This window comes from Serratia grimesii NBRC 13537, assembly GCF_001590905.1.
In the GTDB taxonomy this organism is placed as follows: domain Bacteria; phylum Pseudomonadota; class Gammaproteobacteria; order Enterobacterales; family Enterobacteriaceae; genus Serratia; species Serratia grimesii.
This window is the reverse complement of sequence record NZ_BCTT01000011.1, coordinates 36,774-62,820: the sequence shown is the minus strand read 5'-3', so window position 1 is coordinate 62,820 and position 26,047 is coordinate 36,774. Positions and strand designations below refer to the sequence as shown.

Here is a 26,047-nt window from a genome sequence, read left to right as displayed (position 1 = left end):
AGGTCAGAGTCATACCTAACCAATTCTGTCTGGAGAATGAATGAGTACCACTCAGCTGCTATATTTACAATTAATTAATAAATGGAAATATTCAGTGGTTTTTTATCTCTTTTTATGGGTGGTCCAATGGGATAGTTCAAGATTAGACTAATCTATTGAGTAGAGATCATACAAACCAAAATGCCACAAAGTTGACATTACACATACCATAATCACTTTAATGAAAAGGTAGCCATGAAAAAACTAGAATCATTACAGTATGCTAGGGCAATAGCCGCAATGCTGGTTGTCATAGATCATACAGTAACTCAGTTCTCACTTTATCATTCGACGGGAATGCCTTTCGTTGATACGCTCCTAAAAAAAACGATTAACATGGGTAATATAGGGGTATATGTGTTTTTTGCCATAAGTGGTTATATAATGTCTTACACCACCAAGAATAAAATATTTGACTTGCAATATGGATTAATTTTCTTGAGGAAAAGGATAGTAAGGATCTATCCTTTATATTGGATATACCTGACAGTATTTATATCATTATGGGCAGTTGGCCTAGCCATGCGTACATATAATTTTGACATAGGGCAAATCATCGCATCATATCTCTTAGTTCCGTATGGCATAACCAATGGTAAAATCACGCCACCAATACTAGCTCAAGGATGGACTCTGATATATGAAATGTTCTTTTACCTAGCATTTTCCATCCTTATCATGATGAAATTAAACAAAAAAGCAATACCACTACTATTATTTTTAATTTTCTTCTCATTAATGCTAGCATCCCGAAACGGATTATTCCCATTAGATGAGATAAACATCTTTTTTTCTAAATGGTTACTATTACTTTTCGTGGCTGGAATAATTATAGAAAGAAACCAAGAAATTATCACACAGGTTATTGGTAGTGTTAACAACACAATATTATGGTCATTAACATTTATTCTAATATTAGTTGCCACATATATCAGCAAGCCAATAATAGTTGACTATTTACTTAGTCTAATGATACTTGCATTAATACTTCCAATTAATCAGAACCGAAGAAATCTTTTACAAATAGGTGATGCCTCCTATACGATATATTTAAGTCATATATTTTTCGTGATGACTTACGGTATGTTAGTAAAAAATATCACAAACATCACTTTAGGTATAACAATGGGGATAGCAACAGCATTTACATCTATTATTGCGGGTGTCATTCTATACAATATTATTGAGAAAAAAATACATCATTAAACTCAATCTAATACTACATAAAGCTCCTATAATAAAATAATTAATTAGGAGCTTTATCATACATCTATGAGGGCATCCCCCCACTTACCGAATGCTTACTCAACCCATAATTTTTCGCAGCCCCTAGGTTGATCAAATCTAACTAGCACAGCGCTAAGCCCAAATAACAGCGCTAACTACTAACGACAACCGGTGGTATTGGGAAAACTGCCGCACCTATAGATTAAAACGAATAAACGGGCGCTTTTAGGTGTTCTCTCTGCAAGGGTGCAGCTCAGCACCCTCTCCCAATGAGGAAACAACCATGAACAATTTCGTCAAACGCCTGTTGCTACCCGTCATTGCCAGTTCTCTGTTGATTTCCGGTGCAGCATTAGCGATGGGGGGAGATGGCAGCGGCCAGACCACGCCAACCTGCCCGAAAGGTCAGATATACGATACAAAAACCAAGACGTGCATGGTGGATAAAAGCAGCATGATCAACGACAACGATCGAGCAAACTACGCTTATGCACTGGCAAAAAGCGGTCGCTATCAGGAAGCACTCGATGTACTTAACACCCTGAAGGATCCCAACACCGCCGTGGCGCTGAATTACCGAGGCTATGCCACCCGCAAGCTTGGCCGCACTGATGAAGGGATCAGCTACTATTTAAAATCAGTGGCGCTCGATCCTAACTACCCAAAAGTCCGCGAATACTTGGGAGAAGCTTATATGGTGAAGGGCCGCCAGGACTTGGCAAAAGAGCAGTTGAAGGTGATTCAATCACTGTGCGGCACCGGCTGTGAAGAGTACAAAGATCTGGCAGCCGCCATCGATCATCACCCAGAATCATGATGTAACAGAGCCTGGAGGCGCACATCAGCAGAGATGCGATTCGCAACGAAATCGGCCAGTACCTTTCCCGTCTGTGGCGCTATGGCCTGGTGCTTTCCCACCGACGGGATATTGCCGATGACTTGGTGCAAGCCACTTGCGTGCGTGCCCTTGAGCGCGCCGCACAGTTTGCTGAGGGAACGCGTATGGACCGCTGGTTATTTGCAATCCTTCATTCCATCTGGCTTAACGAGATCCGCGCTCAACATATCCGCCAGGGACAGGGTTTTGTCGATGTCGACGAACTGGCCAGTGCAGAAAATGGAGAGGAGCCCATATGGGCCAACGAGGTGATGCAGCGCGTTAATCAACTGCCCGAAGCACAGCGTAATACACTTTTCCTGGTATACGTGGAGGAGCTTTCCTACCGTGAAGCAGCCGAGGTGTTAGGTGTACCTGTTGGCACCATAATGAGCCGTTTGGCCGCTGCGCGACTGAGGTTGGCGAACGATAGCGTGCTGCAAACCCGCTCGCCGCAGGCAAAAGGAGAACAATCATGAGCTCAACCTATGCTGCGGATGAACTGCTGGTCGCCTATTTGGACAATCAGTTAGACCCACAACAACGCCAACAGCTGGAGCAACGCCTGGCTGGCGAACCGGCATTAGCCGAGCGTTTGTCATTGCTGGAACGCAGCAGTCTGCCTTTTAAACAAGCATTCGCCCCTTTACTTGATGAAGCACCAGTACAACGATTAAGGGGTGCATGGCCACTCACCGCAATGACGCCACAGCCGGGCGTCAGTCGTCGTGGACTCATTGCCGCCGCCGTTAGTTTCTTGGCTCTCGGGATTGCAGGCGATCGCGTCTATATACAGTTAAGCCAGCCGGAGGACAATTGGCGCAGCTTAGTCGCCCAATATATGGCGCTGTATACGCCGGAAACGCTGGCCGATGTTAATGAATCAGCAACGCAAATTGACGTTCAATTACAGCAAACCGGCGATCGACTGGGCATGACCCTCCCGGCAAAACAGTTGGTGTTAAACGGTGCTGAACTGAAAAACGCCCGCGTACTGGCTTACGACGATCGACGAATAGCTCAATTGACCTGGCTAGATGCGCAGTATGGTGCACTGGCGCTATGCATTATCCAGCAAACGGGCAAACGACAACCCGCCGAAAACGAACGCCGCCAAGGGATGAACGTAGTCTATTGGTCTGATAGCAGCCACGCTTTTATGCTGATTGGCCATAACCCAACGGGTGAAATGACCGCATTGGCAGCCCGCTTACAACGTGCCTTATCTCCCTGACACCGGTGTTCTTCCCGCCAACCGCTGAGACAAGTTGTGAATAGCATCACATTTCGGGTTAAGTGCCAGTGGCCAACCGAACGATTAATGCGCCATCTCAGAGGAAAAGGGGCCGACTCTCGGCGATTCGGCTGAATCATGGTAAAATCGGCTTTTTTACGTACCGGGAAATTTGCCATGAACTCAAGCACCCAGGAAAAGCTGCTGGCGCAGGCTGAACAACTCTGTCAGCAACGCAATGTGCGACTGACACCGCAGCGGCTGGAAGTGTTACGCCTGATGGCACAACAGCCCGGTGCCATCAGCGCTTATGACCTGCTCGATCTGCTGCGCGTCGCTGAACCCCAAGCCAAACCGCCAACGGTTTACCGTGCTCTGGACTTCCTGTTGGAACAAGGCTTCATTCACCGGGTCGAGTCAGCCAACAGCTACGTGCTGTGTCATCACTTTGAACAACCGATGCATACTTCCGCGCTGTTTATTTGTGATCGCTGCGGTCAGGTGACAGAACGCACGACTGAAGGGATCGAAAATACGCTGCAAAAACTGGCTAAAGAGTCGGGTTTTATCCTGCGTCATAGCGTAGTGGAAGCACACGGTCTGTGCGTCGCCTGCGTTGAAGTAGAAGCTTGCGACAGCAAGCATGATTGCGGCGAACATGACCATAGCATTGCTATCAAGAAGAAATAAGCGGGGTTAGCAGGCACCTCCCTGTGTCTGCAGACTTGGCGTCAAGGGGGGAGACACCAAGCTTCTGGCCGCAATCTGCTGCGGCCTATCGCGCTACCAGCGATATTTGTTGTGATCTTCCCAAGACTTCACTTCTTTTTCGGCCGCCTCTTTCTGGTAGCCATAACGCTCTTGGATTTTACCGACAAGCTGTTCGCGTTTCCCTTCGATGACCGTCAGATCGTCATCGGTCAGCTTGCCCCATTTTTCCTTCACTTTCCCTTTAAACTGCTTCCAGTTACCGTCGGCTTGATCTTTGTTCATAGTATCTCCGTTAACCTGTTGTGAATCAGTTTCAGATCCTGCTGGCCGAGGAGAATCCCCGTTCACTTCGCCAGCCACATGATTAATTATAGAAGCAGATAGCGATAAACAAATAAAAACCAGAATTAAAATCCATTTTTAAATCAAAAATAAGAAAAAAACGCCAACAAACAACTTCCTATGCGACATTATTCGCAGGCGATAATATGTAACAAAATACAAATAAAAACATAAATGAATTTTATGTTTTAGTGAGAAAACCACATCATTGCGCGGTTGAAAACCAGCTGCCGCGCAGCCTGTGACGGTGCCAAATCCATCCAAGCGCGATGCCACGCAGCGCAAGAAAGACCGCCAGCGCCAACCATAATCCATGGTTGCCCAAGACAGGTACGCTTAACAGCGTCAAGCCGTAGCCCGCAGCCGCTACGGCCATGCTGTTACGCATTTCTGCGCCGCGAGTCGCACCAATGAACATGCCATCCAGTAAATAGCACCACACCCCTACCAGCGGGAGCACCACCTGCCAAGGCAGATAGTCTCTCGCCATCGCGCGCAGTTCTGGCAGCGAGGTCAATGCCGCAATGATTTGCTGCCCGGCAAACGCATAAACCACACCAAAGGCCAGCGCCACCAAACAGGCCTGTCGGCAAGCAGCCCGCCACACCTTGCGCAATTGGCTATCATCGCGTGCGCCATAAGCATGACCAGAGTGCGCTTCTACCGCGTAGGCAAAACCATCAAGCGCATAAGCGGTAAAGGTCAGTAAATTCATCAGTACCGCATTGACTGCCACTACGTCACCGCCAAGTCTGGCACCGAAGATAGTCAACGATGCAAAGCACAGCTGCAGCAACAGTGAGCGCAACATAATATCGCGGTTCAGCGCGAGCAGACGCCGGAGGTTTCCGCGCCAGGCATGGCGCAACATGGGCACCGAAATACCGCGTATGCGCATTACACGCCAGGACAGCCATAGCCCCAGCAGCAGCGTGGCATATTCAGACAAAGCTGTCGCTGTCGCCGCCCCCTGAACATTCCACCCCAGCCCCATCACCAGCCAGATATCCAGTACGATATTTAATAGGTTACCGACAATAAGCAGGACGACCGGCGCTCGCACGTATTGCACGCCAAGCAACCAGCCCAAGATCACCATATTTGCCAGTGCCGCTGGCGCACTCAGCCAACGGATTTCAAGAAACAACCGTGCCTGCTCAAGCACCGCGCTATCGCCGCCGACGATATGCAGTGCCGTATTGATCAACGGATGGCGTAGCAACACGATAGCGACGCCGGCCAATACCGCCAGCAACAGCGGTTGCATAAAGGCGCGTGCCAATCCCTGCGGGTTTTGTGCGCCCAACGCCTGTGCCGTCAACCCGGTGGTACTCATGCGCAAGAACAGCAGCAGCATAAACAGGAAGCTGGTGGCCATCGCGCCAACCGCCACGCCCCCCAAGTAAATCGGACTATCCAGGTGGCCAATGACCGCTGTGTCGACCAACCCAAGCAGTGGCACCGTGATATTGGAAAAGATCATCGGTAGCGCAAGACGCCACAAGGCTTTATCGGTATCGCTGGTAAAAGCAGAAATCAGGCGCATAGTGAAATGTTCCCGTGGCAGTGCGGTTTTAATCAGTCAGAAATGACATCGCCCCAGAACTGGGGCGATTTAAATCAGAGAACGATGTTCGGGCGTGGAGATTAAACCCAGTCGCCATTGCGGATCACACCGACCGCCAGACCTTCAATGGTGAAATTCTGCTGGCGCAGATCAACCACAATCGGTTGGAACTCACTGTTTTCTGGCAGCAGTTCAACGACATTGCCGTGTTTTTTCAGACGCTTAACTGTGACTTCGTCTTCAATACGCGCCACAACGACCTGGCCGTTACGTACGTCCTGAGTTTTATGTACCGCCAGCAGGTCGCCGTCGAGAATACCGATATCACGCATCGACATACCGTTAACCCGCAGCAAGAAATCTGCACTCGGTTTAAATAAGGAAGGATCCACTTTGTAGTGCCCTTCGATATGCTGTTGCGCCAACAGCGGCTCACCAGCGGCCACGCGGCCAATCAGCGGTAAACCTTCTTCATCTTCCATCAGCAAACGAATGCCGCGCGACGCACCAGAGACGATCTCGATGACGCCTTTACGCGCCAATGCTTTCAGGTGTTCTTCTGCAGCATTTGGCGAGCGGAACCCCAGACGCATGGCGATTTCGGCGCGCGTTGGCGGCATGCCAGTGGACGAAATATGATCGCGAATCAGATCATAGACCTCTTGCTGTCTGGTAGTTAGTGCTTTCATTCCGCCCCCTGTTTGTTTATACAGTCTTGCTGTGAGTATATACAGGTAAGTGCGGCTTGGGAACCGAAGAATGAATAAAAATCAGGGATTAGCGACCCATGTCGCAACAGGGCCACCCCACTCAGGCAAAGTGCTGCCAGAGTACCGAGCCCCAGACAAACAGTGCCAAAATAATTGCCAGTGAAACTGCCGCCGATCCCATATCTTTCGACCGGCCCGAAAGCTCATGATGCTCAGTACCCACCCGATCGACAATCGCCTCAATCGCGCTGTTGAGCATCTCGACGATCATCACCAGCAGCACCGATCCGATCAGTAAAATGCGTGCTATCGCACCCACGTCCAGCCAAATCGCCAGTATGATAGCCAGCACGGTCGCCACCAGTTCTTGGCGGAATGCAGCTTCATGCTGCCAGGCAGCGGAAAAGCCTTTATAAGAGTAGCCGGCGGCTTTAATAATACGGGTCAGGCCGGTTGCTTGGTTTGCCATGTTTTTTAGTGCCTTTCACAGAGGTAAGTCATAATTAAAGAGTCTAGGCCAGGAAATGCTTCCGGCTCTCGGTTTTCCAACACCACAGATCTGCTACCCGGTTTCTGGTATGCTTGCGGCGCATTGCTAACAAGAGGCTTCACGTTGTTATGTCAGGTTGGCGTAAAATTTATTATAAACTATTGAATTTACCACTCAAATTGTTGGTAAGAAGTAAGGTTATCCCTTCAGATCCGGTCACGGAGTTAGGGTTGGATCCCTCACGGCCGATTTTGTATGTTTTACCTTATAATTCCAAGGCGGATTTACTGACGCTTCGCACCCAGTGCCTGGCGCAGGATCTGCCCGATCCCCTCAATCCGCTGGAGATAGACGGTACCGTGCTGCCTAGCCACGTGTTTATTCACGACGGCCCGCGCGTATTCCGCTACTACACACCGAAAGAAGAGTCAGTGAAACTGTTTCACGACTATCTGGATCTGCACCGCAGTAATCCGGATCTCGATATTCAGATGCTGCCTGTTTCAGTGATGTTTGGTCGTTCTCCAGGCCGCGAAGGCCATGGCACGCCGCATCTGCGCCTGCTTAACGGTGTACAGAAGTTCTTTGCCGTGTTGTGGCTCGGTCGCGACAGCTTTGTGCGTTTCTCCAACACCGTTTCGCTGCGTCGCATGGCGACGGAACACGGCACGGACAAAACCATCGCACAAAAACTGGCGCGCGTAGCACGAATGCACTTCTCGCGTCAGCGCCTGGCAGCCGTTGGCCCAAGCCTGCCGGCCCGTCAGGACCTGTTCAACAAACTGTTGGCGTCCAAAGCGATCGAGAAAGCAGTCGAAGACGAAGCGCGCAGCAAGAAAATTTCCCATGAGAAAGCCCAGCAGAACGCCATTGCGCTGATGGAAGAAATCGCTGCTGACTTCTCATATGAAACGGTGCGCCTTTCCGACCGCGTGTTGAGCTGGACCTGGAACCGGTTATATCAAGGTATCAACGTCACCAACGCCGAACGCGTGCGTCAGTTGGCACAAGACGGCCATGAGATCGTTTATGTGCCCTGTCACCGCAGCCACATGGACTACCTGCTGCTTTCTTACGTCCTGTATCACCAGGGCCTGGTGCCGCCACACATTGCCGCCGGTATTAACCTCAACTTCTGGCCGGCTGGCCCGATCTTCCGCCGCCTGGGTGCCTTCTTTATCCGCCGGACGTTCAAAGGCAACAAGCTGTATTCGACGGTGTTCCGCGAATACCTCGGCGAACTCTTTAGCCGTGGTTACTCAGTGGAGTACTTTGTCGAAGGTGGTCGTTCTCGTACCGGACGTCTGCTGGAACCGAAGACCGGCACTCTGTCGATGACCATTCAGGCAATGCTGCGCGGCGGTTCTCGCCCGATCACACTGGTGCCGATCTACATCGGTTACGAGCACGTGATGGAGGTGGGCACCTACGCTAAAGAATTGCGTGGCGCGACCAAAGAAAAAGAGAGCCTGCTGCAGATGCTGCGTGGTCTGCGCAAGCTGCGTAATCTCGGCCAGGGTTATGTCAATTTCGGTGATCCACTGCCGTTGACCACTTACCTGAACCAGAACGTGCCTCAATGGCGTGAATCGATTGATCCTATCGAATCCCAACGCCCAAGCTGGTTGACGCCGACGGTTAACGATCTGGCGGCCAAAATCATGGTGCGCATCAACAATGCCGCCGCGGCTAACGCCATGAACTTGTGCTCCACGGCGCTACTGGCTTCACGCCAACGCTCGCTGACCCGTGAGCAGTTGCTGGAGCAGCTTGAATGCTATCTGCAACTGATGCGCAATGTGCCTTATGCCAGCGATGTCACCGTACCGACCCAGACGCCAGATGAGCTGCTGGATCACGCGCTGAACATGAATAAGTTTGAGGTCGAGAAGGATAATATCGGCGATATCATCATCCTGCCACGCGAGCAGGCAGTCCTGATGACCTATTACCGCAATAATATCCATCATCTGCTGGTGCTACCTTCACTGATAGCCACGATCGTGATGCATCATCGCCGCGTTTCTCGCACCGAACTGCTGCGTCAGATTGGGTTGATTTACCCAATGCTGAAGGCTGAGCTGTTCTTGCACAACGACAAGGAACAACTGTCCGAAGTGCTGCGACCACTGATCGAGGAAATGATCCGTCAGCAACTGATCTGCGATAAGGGTGACGAACTGGTTCTGAATCCAGCACGCATCCGACCATTGCAATTGTTGGCCGCCGGTATCCGCGAAACGCTGCAACGCTACGCCATCACCATGTCGATCCTCAGTGCGAATCCGAGCATTAATCGCGGTGCACTGGAGAAAGAGAGTCGGATTATGGCCCAGCGTCTGTCGGTATTGCACGGCATCAACGCGCCAGAGTTCTTCGACAAAGCAGTGTTCTCAACCCTGGTGGCAACGCTGCGTGAAGAAGGCTACATCAACGACATCGGCGATGCGGTCCGTGAGCACACCATGGAGGTGTACAGCATGCTGAGCGATTTGATCACCCCAGAGATCAAATTGACCATTGAGAGTGTCAGCATGCCAGCGGAAACCAACGCGCCGTCGGTTGCACTCGAAGAAGTTGAAGAAAAAGACGAGTAATCCGTTGTTACGGAAACGAAAAAGGCACCCTCGGGTGCCTTTTTTATTGCCAGTGGCCCGTTAAGCCTGCCAGTAACTCAGCGCGATACCAATAAACAGCACTAACCCAACGTAGTTGTTGTCCAGGAATGCCTTGAAGCAGGCCTCGCGCTCACGGGTCGCGATCTGCTTTTGCTGGTGGATAAACAGCGCACCTGCCAGCAGTAACGACCAGTAAAATGCCCCGCTCAACTGAGCCAGATAGCCAACCCAGACTAACAACAACAGCGTGGCCAGTTGCAGTAAGCCAACGATCAGTTTGTCGTAACGCCCAAACAAAATGGCCGTGGATTTAACACCAATCTTCAAATCATCATCACGGTCAACCATGGCGTACAGCGTGTCATAAGCCACTGTCCAGCAGATATTGGCCAGCAATAGCAGCCAGCAGCTCAGAGGCAGCGACTCACTCACAGCAGCATAAGCCATGGGAATGCCCCAACCAAAGGCAGCACCCAGTACGAACTGCGGTAGATGCGTGACCCGCTTCATAAACGGATAAGCCCATGCCAATGCCAACGCGGCCAGTGACAGCCAAATGGTCATTGAATTCAGCGTTAGCACCAGCCCGAATGAGATCAGTACCAATACCACAAACAGAATTTTGGCTTCTTTCTCGCTAACTCTGCCGCTTGGCATCGGACGCCCGGCAGTCCGCTTTACGTGGCCGTCGACGGCGCGATCAGCATAGTCATTCACCACGCAACCGGCTGCACGCATCAGGAAGACCCCAACCACAAACACCAACAGGATAGACAGCGATGGCACGCCCTGCCCCGCCAGCCACAGCGCCCACAGAGTTGGCCACAGCAACAACAAGGTGCCAATCGGTTTATCAATGCGCATCAGATGGCTATAAGCCTGCCACTTGCTTTGAATCACGCTTCCCTCCAAGGTATTTCCTCTCCTCATCATTCTGGGTCCGTACTTTCTGCCGCATACAGTGGCGAAGCCGGTAAAAACAGTTCCGTCAGCAACAGCGGTTTACCCGCCAGTCTCAGGCGGGAGCGACGCGCCCACAAGCTCTCTTGCCGCCCCATGTGAATATAATCGCGGGTTAGCTCATTGCTGCTAAACAGATAACGCCCCAGTGGCAGCGTCCCCAAATCCACCAGCGCCAAATCCGGGCCAGTGAGCGTTTCCTGAGGGATCACCGTACGCCCCAGCAACCAAGGCTGGTTGTCGCCCAATAACACGATTTCACGTAGCCAGTAACGCGGGCTGTCCGGCAAATGTTCAGCCTCTTCACCCAGTTGATCGCGGGTAACAAAACATTCGCGCTGTGGTTCAACGTGCACACGCCCACAGTGACGCTCAAAACGGCGAGTCATCGACCCTAGCTCCATCAGCCAGTCGCTTACAGCGGCGGGTACCGGAGGATGTTGCACAGATAACCACTCCAGCGGCGGCAAGATGGAATCCCTATTGCCAGACATTGCTCTACTCCATGCCTGACGCCGCGCCCTGCGGCCGCGCCAGACCATACAAACTGTTAACAGAGAGCCATTGTAACGCAGAAATTCAAAAGCGGCAGGCAGATTCGTGGGATAGCACGTAGCAAACTCAACAGTAAAAAAGTGCCGTAATGTCATTTTTCTGCCATCTGTTTTCTTTACCTTCGTTCCCCGGAGCGATGGGGATTCTGTGATCGTCCGCAAACTTTCACCTTTGTTGCATTGTTTTATCTACGCGCGTAGATACTCTTGCATCGCAGCGTTGAATCGCCATTTGTCCGACTTTTTCGTCAGCAAACCTTCTTGCCGACACCAGGGAACTCACTGCAGCAAAACAGAGGATATCAATACAATGAGCGAAACAACGCTTGCAACCCCACAGGCCGCCAGTGAAACGCTGGCGGCCGATGAACGTTTAGCCACCAAAGAGGGGCGTGGTCAATTCTGGCGCGCCACTTTCTCATGCTGGCTCGGCACCGCCATGGAGTATGTCGATTTTGCCCTGTATGGTCTGGCGGCGGGCATGGTGTTCGGCGACGTGTTCTTCCCCGAAGCCACCCCAATGGTCGCGCTACTGGCAAGCTTCGCCACCTACTCCGTCGGTTTTATTGCCCGGCCTATCGGCGCGTTGGTTTTCGGCTGGATTGGCGACCGTAAGGGCCGCCGCGTGGTGTTGCTCACAACAGTTGCACTGATGGGCGTTTCCACAACGCTGATCGGGCTGATCCCTTCCTATGCCCAAATTGGCGTCTGGGCCCCCACCTGTCTGGTGATCCTGCGTTTTGCTCAGGGCTTCGGTGCTGGTGCAGAACTTTCCGGCGGCGCCGTCATGCTGGCAGAATACGCACCGGCCAAACGGCGTGGCCTGGTCGCCTCGATCATTGCTATCGGCTCTAACAGCGGAACGCTATTGGCCTCGCTGGTGTGGCTGCTGGTCTTGCAGTTGGATAAAGCTGATCTGATCGCTTGGGGCTGGCGTATTCCGTTCCTCGCCAGCATCTTGATCGCCGGAGGGGCGCTGTACCTGCGCCGCCACGTACGTGAAACACCGGTGTTTGAACGCGAACTGCAACAAAACCGTCAGCGGATGCTGGACAACACGCCTGCTACACCAGATAACCGCAGCTATCTGCAACGCACTAAAGCCTTCTGGATCATGCTAGGCCTGCGTATTGGCGAGAACGGCCCATCCTATCTGTGCCAGGGCTTTATCGTGGGTTACGTTGCCAAGGTGCTGATGGTGGATAAGTCAGTGCCGGCACTGGCGGTGATGATTGCCTCACTGTGCGGTTTCCTGGTGATCCCGCTCGCGGGTTGGCTTTCTGACCGCTTTGGCCGCCGCGTTACCTACCGTTGGTTCTGCCTGTTGCTAGTGCTGTATGCCTTCCCGGCATTCTGGCTGCTCGACAGCCGCGAACCAGCAATAGTGATTTCGGTGATTGTGGTCGGCATGTGCATTGCGTCATTGGGTATTTTTGGCGTGCAGGCCGCCTACGGCGTGGAACTGTTCGGCGTCAAAAATCGCTACTCAAAAATGGCATTTGCCAAAGAGCTGGGGTCGATCCTGTCCGGCGGTACCGCACCGCTGATTGCTACCGCCCTGCTGGCCGGCTTCGGTCACTGGTGGCCTGTTGCCTGCTATTTTGTTGTAATGGCGGGCATTGGCTTAATCACCACCTTCTTTGCACCGGAAACCCGCGGCCGCGATCTTAACTTGCCGCAGGACGCGGCGTAATCAGGGCGTACAGGAACCCAACTTGGATAATCAATCCGCGCGGCGTATCACCCGCGCCGACGTCGCCCGCGTAGCGGGCACCTCGGTCGCGGTCGTCAGTTATGTGATTAACAACGGCCCGCGGCCGGTGGCAGAAGCCACCCGTTTGCGGGTACTGGCAGCGATCGAACAAACCGGTTACCGGCCGAACGACATTGCCCGCGCACTGGCCTCAGGTAATACCCTGACTTACGGTTTAGTAGTGCCTGACATTTCCAACCCCTTTTTTGCCACACTGGCACGGGCGCTGCAACGCGAGGCATTCAGCCACGGACGCGTACTGTTGTTAGGTGACGCCGGCGACGACCGGCAGCGCGAACACGACCTGATTAACCATCTGCTGCGCCGTCAGGTTGACGGACTGCTGTACATCAGTGTCGATCGCCATCCCTGGTTTGATCTGATCCGCAATTCCGGTACCCCTTGCGTGATGATCGACACCATCGACAACCATGCCGGTATTTGCGCCATTCGCGTAGACGAACGTGATGCTGCCTGCCAGGCAACACGCCATCTGCTACAACACGGCTACCGGGAAATTGGCATTTTTGTTGGCCCACTGAGCATGCTCAACGCACAGGATCGCCTAAATGGCTGGCATGATGCTCTGATTGAGGCGGGCATTACACCGCATGAGGAATGGATTTTTGAAGCCCCCTACACACGTCAGGGTGGCTATCAGGCCAGTCAAAGAATGCTGCAAGGACCGCGCCCACGAGCCATATTCACATCCAACGAGCAACAGGCGCTCGGTTGTTTGTCGGCACTGGCGGAACACCGACTGCACGTACCGGACGACCTGGCTATCATTTGCTTTAATGGCACCCAGCAATCCGAATTCAGCATTCCGCCCCTCAGCGCAGTCGAACAGCCGATTGACGCCATGGCGAAACGGGCAATCGCCATGCTGGCTGCCGGTGCGGCACAACCGGAGCTGCATGAATTCGCCTTCCAGCTACATATCCGCCGATCGTGCGGCTGCTAGTTTATTGATTTAGGTAACTGCTATGCGTTTGATTATTGATTGCGATCCCGGTAACGGCATCCCCGGTGCCAACGTCGACGACGGGTTGGCGCTGGCATTAGCTCTGGCGGCCAGACCGCAGCTCTCACTGGAGTTGATCAGCATCGTAGCGGGCAATACGCCACGTGACGTCGGCTTCGCCGTGGCCCATCATCTATTGCAACAAACCGGCTATCAGGTGCCGGTGGTGGCTGGCGCCACCTGTGCCTTGAGTGAACCACCAGAGCCCTGGCGTGCCCATTTGGATCGTGCCATTACCGATCCGGATTTAGCCAGCCTGTGGCGCGAAACGCCTTACCCACATGCCACAATAACAACAACACCGAATGCCGCAGTGGCAATCGGCGAGCTTATCTGCAATAACCCCGGCGAAATCACCCTGGCAGCGATCGGCCCACTCACCAACGTCGCGCATGCTTTGCAGTTGTATCCACAGATGGCCCAAGCCGTGAAGGAAATCGTGATTATGGGCGGGGTTTTCAACGTCGAAGGCTACATTAAGGACACCAATTTTGGATTGGATCCTGAAGCCGCCCGGCGGGTGCTGACTAGCGGCGCTAACATCACGCTCGCCCCATTAGACGTCACGACAAAGACGATGTTGACTCAGGCAGACCTGGCGCACATGACCCAACCGGATACGCCGCTGTGTCGCTATCTGCGGGCGACGACCCAACCCTGGATCGATTATTCCCGCCATACGCGCCATCTACCAGGCTGTTGGATTCATGATGCGCTGGTGATTGCCTGGCTGTTAGAGCCGGAGCTGGTGACAACAGAAGAATATTATGTGGATGTTGCACTGGAGGGAGCCATGACACGCGGCAGTTCACGGCGCTGGCGGCCAGACAGTTTGCGCCTGACCGTCGGCATGCCGGAGCCCACGGGCAAACCTGTGCGGGTGATGCAACAGGTCGATAATCCCCGTCTACTGGCGTTGATCGGCCAAACGCTGGCCCGCGAATGAAAAAAGGTGCGCCGAGGCGCACCAATCATTGAGCCAGCATCGGCAGCGTCGGGTACTACCCCTTGCCTTTCACGCTGCTAATAAACGTTTCACGTGCTGTGGTGGAACCCAGTTTTTCCGCCTCATTCATCAGCTTCAGCGCTTTATCGATGTCTCCCGCCTTCACTGCCTGTTTGATGCCATTGTTAAAGTAGGTTTCTGTATCATTCAACATCGGTTCCGCCGGCTTGCTTGGTACCGGAGCCGGTGCTGCTGCGACTGCAGCAGTAGATCCCACAACCACTGGCGTCGCAGCCGGTGCCGGTTGCAGCATGCCAATCATAATATTGCCGCTACCCTGTTCTGCAGTGACCTTCAGTTTGATGGTGCCACTGGTGCTATGGCTAGCGATAGGATCCGGAATATCCGGCACTGCGTTACCCACACCCTGCGCATATGCTTTTGCCGGGTTGGTCAGTTGGGTGGTTTTTGCCAGATCCTGACGGGTGGTGTACACCAGCAGGTAGATTTGTTTCTGACCCAGAGCTGGGGTCAGTTTCAGCGTTCCCTCTAAGCGATCCGACGACATCGCGCCAGGTGGCTGATAAGGGAAGTAGCTGCTCGGGTAATAGGCAGCCGGACGCAGGTGCTCATCGAGCACCAGTACGCTTGGCGCATAAATTGAGTTGTTCTTGCTGATGCTGCTCAGCGTAACTTCCAGCGAGCCGCGATCGGCTGGCAGCGTATAGGCGGCAATAGCGCCCTGAATATCGCCCTGATTGATTTGCGGGCTGACATTATCCAGTTTCACGTCTTGGCTAACCGGCGGTACCAGCGGTTGCCATGGCAGGCTTTGCAGCGTGCTGGCACTAATGGCTGGTGCGATGGAGACATTAGCCGGCGTATCAGCATTGGCCGCCAATGGCGCACCAAGGGTAAGCGCCAGTGACAAGCAGAGTGACAGCAGATTCTTTTTCATTGTTATACCCCATTGTATCCGACGCGCCTCAGGCAAGAGAGTCAGTGTCGGCGAATACAGGTTGGGGAGAACACCTGGCTCTCCCCGTTATCACATTACCACCAGATTTCCATCTGAGCGCCGAAGGTGACTTCATCGTCATTACCGCGGCTGAAAGTGTGCATGCTGGTGTCGTTATACGCGGTACCTGAGGTGTAACCGGCGCCGGAATCGCTGTTAGCGTAGCCCCATTTCTCATCCCACTTGGCGTAGGTAGCAAATACGCGGATAGCCGGACGTGACCAGATGCTGTTGCCCGCCTGCCACTGTTGCGCCAGGGTGACTTTGTATTGGCCGTTGCGATCGCCGGTACGCTGGGATTTCACGTTGTCATAACCGGCTTCCAGCAAGGTACTCATGATAGGCGTCCATTTGTACATTGGACGCACACCCACGGTGTACCAAGTGGTGCCGTTGTTATTATCGCGATCAATGTCCTGGAACATAGCGACATACATCATCGCCCATTTATCGTTGAAGTCGATGGCACCGTGATCCAACACGCGAATCATCTTGCCATTGTTGTCGATAGTGGCGCCTTGGCTACGGCCATTGTTCTGGGAGGTCATTGAATCAGTGGCATATTGCAGTACAAACTTGTTGTAACCGCTCAGAATACTTTGGGTATGTTCGGCAGTGATCAACCAGCCATCTTTGCTGGCGCCGTCGGCCAAACTATAGCCATCTTGTGCATTCGCGCGACCGTAGTCCACGCCCAGTTCCAGAGTCCCACCAGGATTGAGCTCCAGACCCGCCAAGCGCACGTCAAAGGTATCGTTGACGGTTGGGCGCTGCTTCCATTCATTATCCAGATAACCGTAAGAACCACCGGATTCTGAGTTACGGGTGACGGCAGCAGAAAGCTTACCGAAGCCCAGATCGATATTTTCCAGACCGGCACCTGGGCCAGAGATATCCCAGTAGTAGAAGTCAATCATGTGAACATCATGACGCTGATAGAAGCGCTTACCGGCCCACATGGTGGAACCCGGCAGCCAGTCGATCAGGTTTTTACCCTGCACATTCACTTCACGGAAGCCTGGGGTCACGTCTTCCCAGTCAGAACGTTGTGAAACGGAATAGGCCAGATTGGTATCGAAATAGAAGCTTTTATCGCCTTCTTTCCACACTTCCTGACCCAGCTTCAGTTCGGCGTAAGTTTCACATTCGTTACCGAGACGGTATTTGCTGTCAGCACCGGTGGCTTTGAAGCACTGTTGCTCACCACCGCTACCGGTCCAGCCGATACCAGAACGGGCGTAACCTTTAAAATCCACGGCCATCGCCTGAGTTGTGAGAACACCAGCGGCGATTGCCAGTGCCAGAGGAAGTTTGCGCAAGGTAGTCATCATTATTCTCCTGTTATACAGACTGTGATGCTTTAAACGCCCGGCTCCTGGTGCAGCCGTTTACATGCCGTACCGTCTTCACGGAACAGATGGCAGCGGTGAGGCGGCAGGCCTATAGCGAATGTTGCACCTTCTTCTACCAGCACCACGTCGTTCTGGCGGTAAACCAGGTTTTGACGAATTGCCGGGATTTGGATGTGGATTTGCGTCTCGTTACCGAGTTGCTCCACCACCTGTACGTCGCCGGTCAGGCGAACTTCAGAGGCATCGCCAGGCAACAGATGCTCTGGACGAATACCTAATGACATGTTCGAACCGGCCTGAACCTGCGTACCTTCCACCGGTAACCACACCAGTTGACGGTTAGGCAGTTCGACCTGGACTTGTTGCGGTTCCACAGCGGTCACTTTGACCGGCAGGAAGTTCATTTTCGGCGACCCAATGAAACCGGCGACAAAACGGTTGGCCGGATAGTGGTACAGCTCCAGCGGCTTACCGACCTGGGCTACACGCCCGGCGTCCAGTACCACGATCTTGTCGGCCAGCGTCATCGCTTCGACCTGATCGTGAGTGACGTAAATCATGGTGCGCTGTAGGCGCTTATGGAGACGGGAAATCTCAATGCGCATCTGCACCCGTAGAGCGGCGTCGAGGTTGGACAGAGGCTCATCGAGCAGGAACACGTCCGGCTCTGCCACCAGCGTACGACCGATCGCCACACGCTGACGTTGCCCACCGGACAACGCTTTAGGCCGTCGATCGAGCAAATGGGCCAGTTGCAGAACTTCCGAAACTTGGTTAACCCGCTGGTTGATTTCTGCTTTCTTGGCACCCGCCAGCTTCAGGCCAAATGACATGTTGTCGGCCACTGACAGGTGTGGATACAGCGCATAAGACTGGAAGACCATGCCGATACCGCGCTCAGACGGCGGAACCTCATTCATGCGTTTATCGCCAATCATCAGGTCACCGGAGGTAATGTCCTCCAACCCCGCGATCATGCGCAGCAGCGTAGATTTGCCGCAGCCCGATGGCCCGACAAACACCACAAACTCACCGTCATCTATTGTCAGATTGACGTCTTTGGAAATCACAGCTTCGCCGAAGGCCTTATAAACGCTGCGCAATGTGACGCTAGCCATGCGTTACTCCCCTGCTTTCGCAGTTAACATTTCGTGTAAAAATGGCGGACGCAAAACCCGCCAAAACCCATTGATGACCCTCTTGCTGCGCACCGTGCTGCCATGCCAGTGGCAAGGTCGCCTCAGACGGCGCGGCCGCCTGAGTATAAGGCTGCAGGTTAATCAGCGCTTCAAGGCATTGATCCTGATGGGTAATAAGTAAGCGCACGACGCCATTACGCTGGCTAACGATGCTCAGTTCTCCCTGTTGGATAACCGGCAGCCGGCGTAATGCCAGCAGGGACTGGCAGTAACGTAAGGTGGATTGGTTGTCATACTGCTGGCGGCTGATGGCCAGCGCGCGGTGTTCGATCGCCACCTGCTGGTACCAGTGAATTTCGCCAGAGGTCACCTGTTCTGGCGCTTCATGCCAAGGCATCGGCGTTTGCGCACCAAGAGGATCCTGCAGGCCAGCGGCGTGCGGCAGTCCCAATTCTTCGCCTTGATACAAGCAAATAGGGGCAGGCAACATTGCCAACAGCGTCAAAAAAGCATCAGCGGAGCGTAAGTTGCCTTGCCCCCAATGGCTGACCACGCGAGGTTGGTCGGCATCACCGGTACTCCACAGGCTATCAGCCAGGGTGACGCGGCGGTCATTCAATACCTCAACCAGCTTTTCCACGCTGAAGGGCACGACCTCTAACGCTAATGGGCTGCGGAGATACTGTTGCTGCGCAGCGGTGGCGCGACGAATGTGGTTTGGCCCGTCGCAATACCACAACGTCAGCCCTTGGGTTGCGACCGTGGCTTCATCTTGTGCCGCCAACGCTTGCGGCAGTACCAAACCGTCAATCGACAGCGTGCTCAAGTACGGTAATGCCGCAATCATGCCGTGAGCGTCACCCACACCGTCCCCGTTTCCATCACGGAAACTGACCGGATGGATCCGGTACAGGGTTGGCTGAGTGGCGATAGGCATTGGCGACATAAATCCGATTCCCTGCTGCACGTGGCGATAAAAATCAATGTGGCCGATAGTGCGGTAAACCCCACAAAGGGTAATCATCCGTAACAGAATTTTTCATGGGGGAGGAGATGGGAGGATGAGAGAACGACCGTAGCGGTGAGAAGTTCCACGCTTAAGACAAATCTGTGATCTGCCTGGCAAAAATCGTCCCCCTATTTTGTGTCTGACGCCACAGAATAGAGAGCAATGTTAACTGGATCACACTACGCAGGCATGGGGCGTAGAAGGGGGGAGGATGAGAATATGTCGCTTTGTGACCCACTATTACCGCGAAACCTCTCTCCTTGATTTACGTGCCCACAAAAAAGAAGGATTGGATTATGACTCGCAGCTTTACCACCGCCCGTACGCTGGTACTTTCGGCTCTGACCACGTTGGTGCTCTCTTCTTCCGCCTTTGCCAAGATCGAGGAAGGGAAACTGGTTATCTGGATCAACGGCGATAAAGGCTATAACGGCCTGGCCGAAGTCGGCAAAAAATTTGAGAAAGACACCGGTATCAAAGTCACCATCGAACATCCGGACAAGCTGGAAGAGAAATACCCGCAGGTTGCGGCAACCGGCGACGGCCCGGACATCATCTTCTGGGCTCATGACCGTTTTGGTGGTTACGCGCAGTCAGGCCTGCTGGCCGAGATCCATCCTTCCAAAGCTTTCCAGGACAAGTTGTTCCCGTTCACCTGGGATGCAGTACGTTATGACGGCAAGTTGATCGGTTACCCGATCGCCGTTGAAGCGTTATCGCTGATTTATAACAAAGACCTGATCAAGCAAGCACCGAAAACCTGGGAAGAAATTCCGGCGCTGGACAAAGAACTGCGCGCCAAAGGCAAGAGTGCCATCATGTGGAATCTGCAAGAACCCTACTTCACCTGGCCAATTATTGCCGCCGACGGCGGTTATGCCTTCAAGTATGAGAATGGCAAGTACAACATCAAGGACGTAGGTGTCGCCAATGCCGGTTCCCAGGCTGGCCTGCAATTCATCGTCGATTTGGTAAAAAACAAACACATCAACGCCGATACCGACTACTCGATTGCCGAAGCTGCGTTCAACAAAGGCCAGACCGCCATGACCATCAATGGCCCGTGGGCATGGTCAAACATCGAGCAAAGCAAAATTAACTACGGCGTGACCCTGCTGCCAACCTTTAAGGGCAAGCCATCCAAACCTTTCGTCGGCGTACTGACCGCAGGGATCAACGCCGCTAGCCCAAACAAAGAGCTGGCGACCGAATTCCTTGAGAACTACCTGCTGACCAACGAAGGGCTGGCGGACGTCAACAAAGACAAGCCTCTGGGTGCTGTTGCACTGAAGTCTTACCAGGAACAACTGGCGAAAGATCCGAAGATTGCCGCCACCATGGAAAACTCCCAGAACGGCGAAATCATGCCTAACATCCCGCAGATGAGCGCCTTCTGGTACGCCGAACGCAGTGCGGTAATCAACGCCGTCAGCGGCCGTCAGACGGTGAAAGCCGCACTGGATGACGTACAGACCCGTATCACCAAGTAACACACTATGTTGTGCGGGGTGCAGACAGGCACCCCGCTGTGGCTTCACAGAAAGGAACGCCCTATGCAATTAGCTCACGCCGGTTCACCTGCGCGCAAAAAGTCGAAGTGGTGGCAGAGTGACATCCTGAAATGGCTGGTCATCGGCCTGTTCAGCCTGGTTACCTGCTATCTGATTGTGTTGATGTATGCACAGGGTGAATACCTGTTTGCCATTCTGACGTTGATTCTGGTCAGCGCCGGGCTTTACGTCTTCGCCAACCGTCGTGCCTACGCCTGGCGCTACGTTTACCCTGGCATCGCTGGCATGGGGCTGTTCGTCCTGTTTCCGCTGATTTGCACCATCGCTATCGCCTTTACCAACTACAGTAGTACCAACCAGCTCACCTTTGAGCGCGCTCAATCGGTGCTGATGCAGCGCCAATTCCAGACCGGCAAGACCTTTGCCTTTGCCCTGTATCCGGCGGAAAATCAACGCTGGCGTCTGCAGTTAACCCATCAGGACAGCGGCCAACCGCTGATTTCCCAGCCTTTCAGCTTTGATGCCAACGCACCGCAAACGCTGAAGCTGGTCGAAGAAAGCGCCGAACCGGCGGGCGAACGTGCCACGTTGCGAGTGATCACTCAAAACCGTCAGGCGTTGAGCCAACTGGTTGCACAGTTACCGGACGGCGGTGAGCTGCGCATGAGCTCCCTACGCCAGTTTTCCGGTACCACCCCGCTTTATGCGCTGGATAAGGACAGCAATACGCTGACCGACCAACAAACCCATATTCAATACCGACCGAACCCGGAAATTGGCTTCTATCAGGCCGTAAATGCTGACGGAAACTGGGCCAAAGAAACGCTTAGTCCGGGCTACACCGTCACCATCGGTGGAAAAAACTTCCTGCGCGTCCTGCAGGATGAAGGCATCAAGAAACCGTTCGTGTCGATCTTTATCTGGACCATTGTGTTCTCGGTGATGACCGTGATCCTCACCGTAGCGGTAGGCATGGTGCTAGCCTGCGTGGTGCAGTGGGAAGCGCTGAAGGGCAAAGCGGTGTATCGCGTAATGTTGATATTGCCCTACGCGGTGCCGTCGTTTATTTCGATTCTGATTTTCAAGGGGTTGTTCAACCAAAGCTTCGGTGAAATCAACATGATGCTCAGCCATCTGTTCGGTATCAAACCGGCCTGGTTCAGCGACCCTATCACCGCCAAAAGCATGATTTTGATCGTCAATACCTGGCTGGGTTATCCGTACATGATGATCCTGTGCATGGGGCTGCTGAAAGCCATCCCGGATGACCTGTACGAGGCTTCGGCGATGGACGGCGCCACCCCGATGCAGAACTTTTTCCGCATCACTTTGCCGCTGCTGATTAAACCGCTGACACCGCTTATGATCGCCAGTTTCGCCTTCAACTTTAATAACTTCGTGCTGATCCAACTGTTGACCAACGGCGGGCCGGACATGATTGGCACCACCACGCCAGCCGGTTATACCGACCTGCTGGTCAGCTACACCTACCGTATTGCCTTCGAAGGCGGCGGTGGACAGGACTTTGGGCTGGCGGCGGCAATTGCCACGCTGATCTTCTTGTTGGTAGGCGCCCTGGCGATCCTGAATCTGAAAGCCAGCAAGATGAACTTCGACTAGGGAGAAAAATAATGGCTATGGTCCAACCCAAATCCCAGCGTCTGCGCCTGTGGATGACTCATACACTGATGTTGTGCTTTATCGCCCTGATCATGTTCCCGCTGCTGATGGTAGTCACTATCTCACTGCGCTCCGGCAACTTTGCTACCGGCAGCCTGATACCGGAGCAAATTTCCTGGGATCACTGGCGGTTGGCGCTCGGCATGAGCGTGACACACGCCGACGGCAGCGTCACCCCACCGCCGTTCCCGGTCCTGTTGTGGTTGTGGAATTCAATTAAGATCGCGGTGATCACCGCCATCGGCATCGTTACATTGTCCACGACCTGTGCTTATGCCTTTGCTCGCATGCGTTTTCGCGGCAAAAGCACACTGCTGAAAAGCATGCTGATTTTCCAGATGTTCCCGGCAGTGTTGTCATTGGTGGCACTGTACGCGTTGTTCGATCGGCTGGGCCAATACATTCCATTTATCGGTTTGAACACGCATGGCGGTGTAATCTTCGCTTATATGGGCGGTATCGCGCTGCACGTCTGGACTATCAAAGGCTATTTCGAAACCATCGATAATTCGCTGGAAGAAGCGGCAGCACTGGACGGCGCCAGCCCGTGGCAAGCCTTCCGTTTAGTGTTACTGCCGCTGTCGGTACCGATTCTTGCCGTAGTATTTATTCTGTCATTCATCGCTGCCATCACCGAGGTTCCGGTGGCCTCACTGCTATTACGCGACGTCAACAGCTATACGCTGGCGGTTGGGATGCAGCAATATCTAAACCCGCAGAACTATCTGTGGGGAGACTTTGCCGCTGCGGCGGTGCTGTCAGCGATTCCGATTACCGCCGTCTTCTTGCTGGCGCAGCGCTGGCTGGTCGGTGGCCTGACGGCTGGCGGCGTGAAAGGTTAGTTTTGTGCCACTGCAATGCGATTGATGTACTTCGTTCTATTTCTTTACCCTATGGATTTCAAGTTACAGCTAGGCGACCAGCTCGCCCATCCTCAGGCGCTTACTTTAGTAAGTAATGAGATGGGCGAGTACAGTTAACAACGCTTGCAGCTTGAAAGGCGACGGGTAATCAATACCTGTGTCTTCGGCGGCCTCTCCGGGCCGCCTTTTTTATTGATATACCCCAAATAATTGGAGTTGCAGCAAGGCGGCCAACGTGTAAATCCCCAGGAGCTTACTCAACGTAAGTGACTGGGGTGCGCACGTGCAGCAAACGCCGCCGCAGCTTCAAGTATGACGGGTATTTATTCGCGCTTTAATCGGTCGGTATTAGCCAGATAAAGCGTCACCACCAGCAACAATATCGCCGCAGAATAAATTAGCGTATCTATTGGATTTTCATGATCCACAATGATCAAACGGATAATCGCGGTGATACCGATATAAATAAAGTAACGTAAAGGAAAGTGATAACCCGACTCGAAATACTTCACAATCAAGGCAATAAACTCAAAATAGAGGAAATAGATGACAATTCCCTCAATCAGAAGATAAGACGTCGACTCTTCGTTGTTTACAAATAAGACTTTCGCCAAATGAATGGTTTCTTTCACTAAAAAGACGATCAGGATCGCCGCTAGCAGCAGCAGCCCAATGTTCAACACCCGTTGTAACCCTTTCGCCACCATCACTGAGCGGGAGGTTTTTGCCATACATATTCCCCATTAACACCACTGAAATTATCCGCGAATCCTACCATAGGCATTATCTTAAAAATTAACATATCCAAAAAAGCATAAAAAAATAAATATTATTCAACCGGTTACATTTAAATGTTTCATATGGATATATTTGTAGCAAATTGAAATGTCCACTATGATGGGTCATAGATCTTTACATAAAACAAACAACTCGAATTAACAAGGGAATATTTATGCGCGCTAAGCTTAACGGACTGGTCGCCGCGGGCCTGTTTACCTGTGCATTGAGCAGCCATGCCAGCGGATTGGTCACCCCTGATAATGACCTGCGTAATGACCTCGCCTGGCTGTCCGACCGTGGCGTCATCAACGTCAGTCTGTCCACTTGGCCACTGAGCCAGGAAGAAATCAGCTCGGTTATCTCACAAGCCAAACCAGTCACGAATACCGAGAAAAATGTCATCGACCGTGTTCAACGCCGTGTCGGGGAACTGAAAGCCAATATCCGTGTGAGTGGCTATGCTTCCACCGACAAACCTGGCACGCCACAGGGCTTTGGTCAAAACGAATATGCCGACGATCGCCTCACTATTGGCGCAGGCGCAAACGGTGAGTTCTGGGACGTGCGCGTTCAGGGTTCTGTCGAAGGCGATCAGCGTGTTAGCGACGGTTCCAAATTCAATATGCAAGGCTCTTACGGTGCGGTGAAAATCTGGAACCAATGGCTGTCCTTTGGTGAAGTATCCCAATGGTGGGGCCCAGGTTATGACGGCAGTCTGATCCGCTCAGACGCAGCACGTCCGGTCGCAGGTTTCATGCTCCAACGCGCTGACCAATCGCCGTTTGAAACACCTTGGTTGTCGTGGATTGGCCGCTGGCAGTATCAAATTACCGCTGGCCAGTTGTCGCAATATACTGCTGTACCACACACCAAACTGATTGGCGGTCGTTTTACCATGATGCCAACCAACTTCCTTGAGTTGGGTGCATCGCGCATCATGCAATGGGGTGGTGAAGGTCGTCCGCAGTCGTGGAGTTCCTTCTGGGATGCCTTTAGAGGTAAAGACAACGATGATTCGGGCCAAGGCAACGATCCGGGTAACCAGCTCGCCGGTTTCGACTTCAAGCTGAAAATGCAGCCACTGATTGGCTTACCTGTCAGCCTGTACGGTCAGTTGGTCGGTGAAGATGAGGCCGGTTTCCTGCCTTCACAAAACACCTACCTGTTAGGTTTAGAAGGTCATCCGGAATGGGGCCCAACTACCATCAACTGGTCTATCGAAGGGGCGGATACCCGCTCAGACATGAGCCGTAAAAACTATGTTTACACCCATTACACTTATAAAGGTGGCTACTACCAGCAGGGTTACCCGCTGGGCCACGCGATGGGTGGTGACGGCCAAATGCTGTCTGGCCGCGTAGAAATGGTGCTGGACGATGGCCAACGCTGGAGCACACGCTTGGTATACGCCAAAGTGAATCCAAACAGCCAGTCAATTAACCAGGCATTCCCGAAATCTGACACGCTGAAAGGCATTCAGTTAGGTTGGGGCTACAACTTCGACTCACAGGTCAAGTTTGATACCAGCCTGTGGTACACCAATAGTCATGCCAGCACCGCCGATGACGTGGGTGCAGGCATTAGTTTCGAAGTGCCAATCAATCTGTAATCCTCCAGACGTAAAAAAACCCGCCGCGGCGGGT

The 26,047-nt window shown here is 52.9% G+C and carries 24 protein-coding genes; 13 read left to right on the top strand and 11 right to left on the bottom strand.

Annotated elements, in window-relative coordinates; translation table 11 throughout:
- Nucleotides 1-234 precede the first annotated feature (234 nt).
- The 5 genes from SGR01S_RS14230 to zur all read left to right on the top strand — a co-directional run bounded on the left by SGR01S_RS14230 (nucleotide 235) and on the right by zur (nucleotide 4,067).
- Nucleotides 235-1,245: an acyltransferase family protein gene (locus tag SGR01S_RS14230; protein WP_061807787.1), complete on the top strand. Its 1,011-nt coding sequence runs from the start codon at nucleotides 235-237 to the stop codon at nucleotides 1,243-1,245.
- 304 nt (nucleotides 1,246-1,549) lie between these two features.
- The gene (locus SGR01S_RS14225) at nucleotides 1,550-2,083 is read left to right on the top strand and encodes a tetratricopeptide repeat protein (RefSeq protein WP_037416128.1); all 534 of its coding nucleotides are present in this window, start codon (nucleotides 1,550-1,552) and stop codon (nucleotides 2,081-2,083) included.
- Between the two features lie 89 nt (nucleotides 2,084-2,172).
- On the top strand, nucleotides 2,173-2,622 hold the full coding sequence (locus SGR01S_RS14220) for an RNA polymerase sigma factor (RefSeq protein ID WP_235189114.1): 450 nt from the start codon (nucleotides 2,173-2,175) through the stop codon (nucleotides 2,620-2,622).
- Nucleotides 2,619-3,377 (top strand): anti-sigma factor family protein, encoded by a 759-nt coding sequence (locus SGR01S_RS14215; protein WP_061807786.1) that lies wholly within the window; start codon nucleotides 2,619-2,621, stop codon nucleotides 3,375-3,377. Before SGR01S_RS14220 ends, SGR01S_RS14215 begins: the two co-directional genes overlap by 4 nt.
- 177 nt (nucleotides 3,378-3,554) lie before the next feature.
- Nucleotides 3,555-4,067, top strand: a complete 513-nt coding sequence (zur, locus tag SGR01S_RS14210; RefSeq protein WP_061807954.1) for a zinc uptake transcriptional repressor Zur — start codon at nucleotides 3,555-3,557, stop codon at nucleotides 4,065-4,067.
- 93 nt (nucleotides 4,068-4,160) lie between these two features.
- On the opposite strand, the gene SGR01S_RS14205 is transcribed toward zur, so the two are convergent.
- From SGR01S_RS14205 to SGR01S_RS14190, 4 genes are all read right to left on the bottom strand, one after another.
- Complete coding sequence (locus tag SGR01S_RS14205) at nucleotides 4,161-4,370, bottom strand: CsbD family protein (RefSeq protein WP_017894203.1); 210 nt, start codon at nucleotides 4,368-4,370, stop codon at nucleotides 4,161-4,163.
- Nucleotides 4,371-4,635: 265 nt separating this feature from the next.
- Entirely contained in the window at nucleotides 4,636-5,976 is a 1,341-nt protein-coding gene (dinF, locus tag SGR01S_RS14200) for an MATE family efflux transporter DinF (protein WP_061807785.1), read from the bottom strand.
- A 101-nt stretch (nucleotides 5,977-6,077) separates the two neighbouring features.
- A complete protein-coding gene (gene lexA, locus SGR01S_RS14195; RefSeq protein ID WP_037416119.1) occupies nucleotides 6,078-6,686 on the bottom strand; it encodes a transcriptional repressor LexA in 609 nt (202 codons plus the stop codon).
- A 121-nt stretch (nucleotides 6,687-6,807) separates the two neighbouring features.
- Nucleotides 6,808-7,176 (bottom strand): diacylglycerol kinase, encoded by a 369-nt coding sequence (locus SGR01S_RS14190; RefSeq protein ID WP_061807784.1) that lies wholly within the window; start codon nucleotides 7,174-7,176, stop codon nucleotides 6,808-6,810.
- A gap of 149 nt (nucleotides 7,177-7,325) precedes the next feature.
- Here SGR01S_RS14190 and plsB point away from each other — a divergent pair, with 149 nt between their 5' ends.
- On the top strand, nucleotides 7,326-9,794 hold the full coding sequence (gene plsB / locus SGR01S_RS14185) for a glycerol-3-phosphate 1-O-acyltransferase PlsB (RefSeq protein WP_037416113.1): 2,469 nt from the start codon (nucleotides 7,326-7,328) through the stop codon (nucleotides 9,792-9,794).
- A gap of 60 nt (nucleotides 9,795-9,854) precedes the next feature.
- Here the strand turns inward: plsB and ubiA are convergent, their stop codons facing one another.
- Both ubiA and ubiC read right to left on the bottom strand, forming a co-directional pair.
- Nucleotides 9,855-10,748 carry a 4-hydroxybenzoate octaprenyltransferase gene (ubiA, locus tag SGR01S_RS14180; RefSeq protein ID WP_037416110.1) on the bottom strand — a complete coding sequence of 298 codons (894 nt, stop codon included), beginning with the start codon at nucleotides 10,746-10,748 and terminating at the stop codon, nucleotides 9,855-9,857.
- Nucleotides 10,745-11,269 carry a chorismate lyase gene (ubiC, locus tag SGR01S_RS14175; RefSeq protein WP_061807783.1) on the bottom strand — a complete coding sequence of 175 codons (525 nt, stop codon included), beginning with the start codon at nucleotides 11,267-11,269 and terminating at the stop codon, nucleotides 10,745-10,747. The genes ubiA and ubiC overlap by 4 nt, the downstream gene beginning before the upstream one ends.
- Before the next feature lie 370 nt (nucleotides 11,270-11,639).
- On the opposite strand from ubiC, the gene SGR01S_RS14170 reads away from it, so the two are divergent.
- The 3 genes from SGR01S_RS14170 to SGR01S_RS14160 are packed head-to-tail and all read left to right on the top strand — an operon-like array spanning nucleotide 11,640 to nucleotide 15,052.
- Nucleotides 11,640-13,022: an MFS transporter gene (locus SGR01S_RS14170; protein ID WP_061807782.1), complete on the top strand. Its 1,383-nt coding sequence runs from the start codon at nucleotides 11,640-11,642 to the stop codon at nucleotides 13,020-13,022.
- 22 nt (nucleotides 13,023-13,044) lie between these two features.
- Nucleotides 13,045-14,046, top strand: coding sequence for a LacI family DNA-binding transcriptional regulator (locus SGR01S_RS14165; protein ID WP_061807781.1), 1,002 nt, complete (start codon nucleotides 13,045-13,047; stop codon nucleotides 14,044-14,046).
- Nucleotides 14,047-14,068: 22 nt separating this feature from the next.
- The gene (locus SGR01S_RS14160; protein ID WP_061807780.1) at nucleotides 14,069-15,052 is read left to right on the top strand and encodes a nucleoside hydrolase; all 984 of its coding nucleotides are present in this window, start codon (nucleotides 14,069-14,071) and stop codon (nucleotides 15,050-15,052) included.
- Between the two features lie 55 nt (nucleotides 15,053-15,107).
- On the opposite strand, the gene malM is transcribed toward SGR01S_RS14160, so the two are convergent.
- The 4 genes from malM to SGR01S_RS24615 all read right to left on the bottom strand — a co-directional run bounded on the left by malM (nucleotide 15,108) and on the right by SGR01S_RS24615 (nucleotide 19,507).
- Nucleotides 15,108-16,010 (bottom strand): maltose operon protein MalM, encoded by a 903-nt coding sequence (gene malM, locus SGR01S_RS14155; RefSeq protein ID WP_037416097.1) that lies wholly within the window; start codon nucleotides 16,008-16,010, stop codon nucleotides 15,108-15,110.
- 95 nt (nucleotides 16,011-16,105) lie between these two features.
- Complete coding sequence (locus SGR01S_RS14150) at nucleotides 16,106-17,401, bottom strand: maltoporin (protein WP_147284278.1); 1,296 nt, start codon at nucleotides 17,399-17,401, stop codon at nucleotides 16,106-16,108.
- Nucleotides 17,402-17,430: 29 nt separating this feature from the next.
- Nucleotides 17,431-18,540: a maltose/maltodextrin ABC transporter ATP-binding protein MalK gene (malK, locus tag SGR01S_RS14145; RefSeq protein ID WP_037416091.1), complete on the bottom strand. Its 1,110-nt coding sequence runs from the start codon at nucleotides 18,538-18,540 to the stop codon at nucleotides 17,431-17,433.
- Nucleotides 18,533-19,507, bottom strand: coding sequence for an alpha-amylase family glycosyl hydrolase (locus tag SGR01S_RS24615; RefSeq protein WP_061807953.1), 975 nt, complete (start codon nucleotides 19,505-19,507; stop codon nucleotides 18,533-18,535). Before SGR01S_RS24615 ends, malK begins: the two co-directional genes overlap by 8 nt.
- 359 nt (nucleotides 19,508-19,866) lie before the next feature.
- On the opposite strand from SGR01S_RS24615, the gene malE reads away from it, so the two are divergent.
- The 3 genes from malE (at nucleotide 19,867) to malG (ending at nucleotide 23,603) form a co-directional block, all read left to right on the top strand.
- Nucleotides 19,867-21,060, top strand: coding sequence for a maltose/maltodextrin ABC transporter substrate-binding protein MalE (gene malE / locus SGR01S_RS14135; protein ID WP_037416088.1), 1,194 nt, complete (start codon nucleotides 19,867-19,869; stop codon nucleotides 21,058-21,060).
- A gap of 63 nt (nucleotides 21,061-21,123) precedes the next feature.
- Nucleotides 21,124-22,701, top strand: coding sequence for a maltose ABC transporter permease MalF (gene malF, locus SGR01S_RS14130; RefSeq protein ID WP_061807779.1), 1,578 nt, complete (start codon nucleotides 21,124-21,126; stop codon nucleotides 22,699-22,701).
- Nucleotides 22,702-22,712: 11 nt separating this feature from the next.
- Nucleotides 22,713-23,603 carry a maltose ABC transporter permease MalG gene (gene malG, locus SGR01S_RS14125; RefSeq protein ID WP_004948829.1) on the top strand — a complete coding sequence of 297 codons (891 nt, stop codon included), beginning with the start codon at nucleotides 22,713-22,715 and terminating at the stop codon, nucleotides 23,601-23,603.
- Nucleotides 23,604-23,947: 344 nt separating this feature from the next.
- On the opposite strand, the gene psiE is transcribed toward malG, so the two are convergent.
- Nucleotides 23,948-24,355 (bottom strand): phosphate-starvation-inducible protein PsiE, encoded by a 408-nt coding sequence (psiE, locus tag SGR01S_RS14120; RefSeq protein ID WP_061807778.1) that lies wholly within the window; start codon nucleotides 24,353-24,355, stop codon nucleotides 23,948-23,950.
- Between the two features lie 221 nt (nucleotides 24,356-24,576).
- On the opposite strand from psiE, the gene SGR01S_RS14115 reads away from it, so the two are divergent.
- Complete coding sequence (locus tag SGR01S_RS14115; protein ID WP_061807777.1) at nucleotides 24,577-26,013, top strand: capsule assembly Wzi family protein; 1,437 nt, start codon at nucleotides 24,577-24,579, stop codon at nucleotides 26,011-26,013.
- Nucleotides 26,014-26,047: the final 34 nt, after the last annotated feature.

Excerpts from the sequence above, each read along its gene's own strand:
- SGR01S_RS14190 (WP_061807784.1), bottom strand. The coding sequence starts at position 7,176 with ATGGCAAACCAAGCAACCGGCCTGACCCGTATTATTAAAGCCGCCGGC.
- SGR01S_RS14230 (WP_061807787.1), top strand. The coding sequence starts at position 235 with ATGAAAAAACTAGAATCATTACAGTATGCTAGGGCAATAGCCGCAATG.
- SGR01S_RS14115 (WP_061807777.1), top strand. The coding sequence starts at position 24,577 with ATGCGCGCTAAGCTTAACGGACTGGTCGCCGCGGGCCTGTTTACCTGT.
- malK (WP_037416091.1), bottom strand. The coding sequence starts at position 18,540 with ATGGCTAGCGTCACATTGCGCAGCGTTTATAAGGCCTTCGGCGAAGCT.
- malE (WP_037416088.1), top strand. The coding sequence starts at position 19,867 with ATGACTCGCAGCTTTACCACCGCCCGTACGCTGGTACTTTCGGCTCTG.
- SGR01S_RS14205 (WP_017894203.1), bottom strand. The coding sequence starts at position 4,370 with ATGAACAAAGATCAAGCCGACGGTAACTGGAAGCAGTTTAAAGGGAAA.
- SGR01S_RS14215 (WP_061807786.1), top strand. The coding sequence starts at position 2,619 with ATGAGCTCAACCTATGCTGCGGATGAACTGCTGGTCGCCTATTTGGAC.
- zur (WP_061807954.1), top strand. The coding sequence starts at position 3,555 with ATGAACTCAAGCACCCAGGAAAAGCTGCTGGCGCAGGCTGAACAACTC.
- plsB (WP_037416113.1), top strand. The coding sequence starts at position 7,326 with ATGTCAGGTTGGCGTAAAATTTATTATAAACTATTGAATTTACCACTC.
- SGR01S_RS14160 (WP_061807780.1), top strand. The coding sequence starts at position 14,069 with ATGCGTTTGATTATTGATTGCGATCCCGGTAACGGCATCCCCGGTGCC.
- SGR01S_RS24615 (WP_061807953.1), bottom strand. The coding sequence starts at position 19,507 with ATGTCGCCAATGCCTATCGCCACTCAGCCAACCCTGTACCGGATCCAT.
- SGR01S_RS14150 (WP_147284278.1), bottom strand. The coding sequence starts at position 17,401 with ATGATGACTACCTTGCGCAAACTTCCTCTGGCACTGGCAATCGCCGCT.
- ubiC (WP_061807783.1), bottom strand. The coding sequence starts at position 11,269 with ATGTCTGGCAATAGGGATTCCATCTTGCCGCCGCTGGAGTGGTTATCT.
- malF (WP_061807779.1), top strand. The coding sequence starts at position 21,124 with ATGCAATTAGCTCACGCCGGTTCACCTGCGCGCAAAAAGTCGAAGTGG.
- dinF (WP_061807785.1), bottom strand. The coding sequence starts at position 5,976 with ATGCGCCTGATTTCTGCTTTTACCAGCGATACCGATAAAGCCTTGTGG.
- SGR01S_RS14225 (WP_037416128.1), top strand. The coding sequence starts at position 1,550 with ATGAACAATTTCGTCAAACGCCTGTTGCTACCCGTCATTGCCAGTTCT.
- psiE (WP_061807778.1), bottom strand. The coding sequence starts at position 24,355 with ATGGCAAAAACCTCCCGCTCAGTGATGGTGGCGAAAGGGTTACAACGG.
- ubiA (WP_037416110.1), bottom strand. The coding sequence starts at position 10,748 with ATGATGAGGAGAGGAAATACCTTGGAGGGAAGCGTGATTCAAAGCAAG.
- SGR01S_RS14170 (WP_061807782.1), top strand. The coding sequence starts at position 11,640 with ATGAGCGAAACAACGCTTGCAACCCCACAGGCCGCCAGTGAAACGCTG.
- malG (WP_004948829.1), top strand. The coding sequence starts at position 22,713 with ATGGCTATGGTCCAACCCAAATCCCAGCGTCTGCGCCTGTGGATGACT.
- malM (WP_037416097.1), bottom strand. The coding sequence starts at position 16,010 with ATGAAAAAGAATCTGCTGTCACTCTGCTTGTCACTGGCGCTTACCCTT.
- lexA (WP_037416119.1), bottom strand. The coding sequence starts at position 6,686 with ATGAAAGCACTAACTACCAGACAGCAAGAGGTCTATGATCTGATTCGC.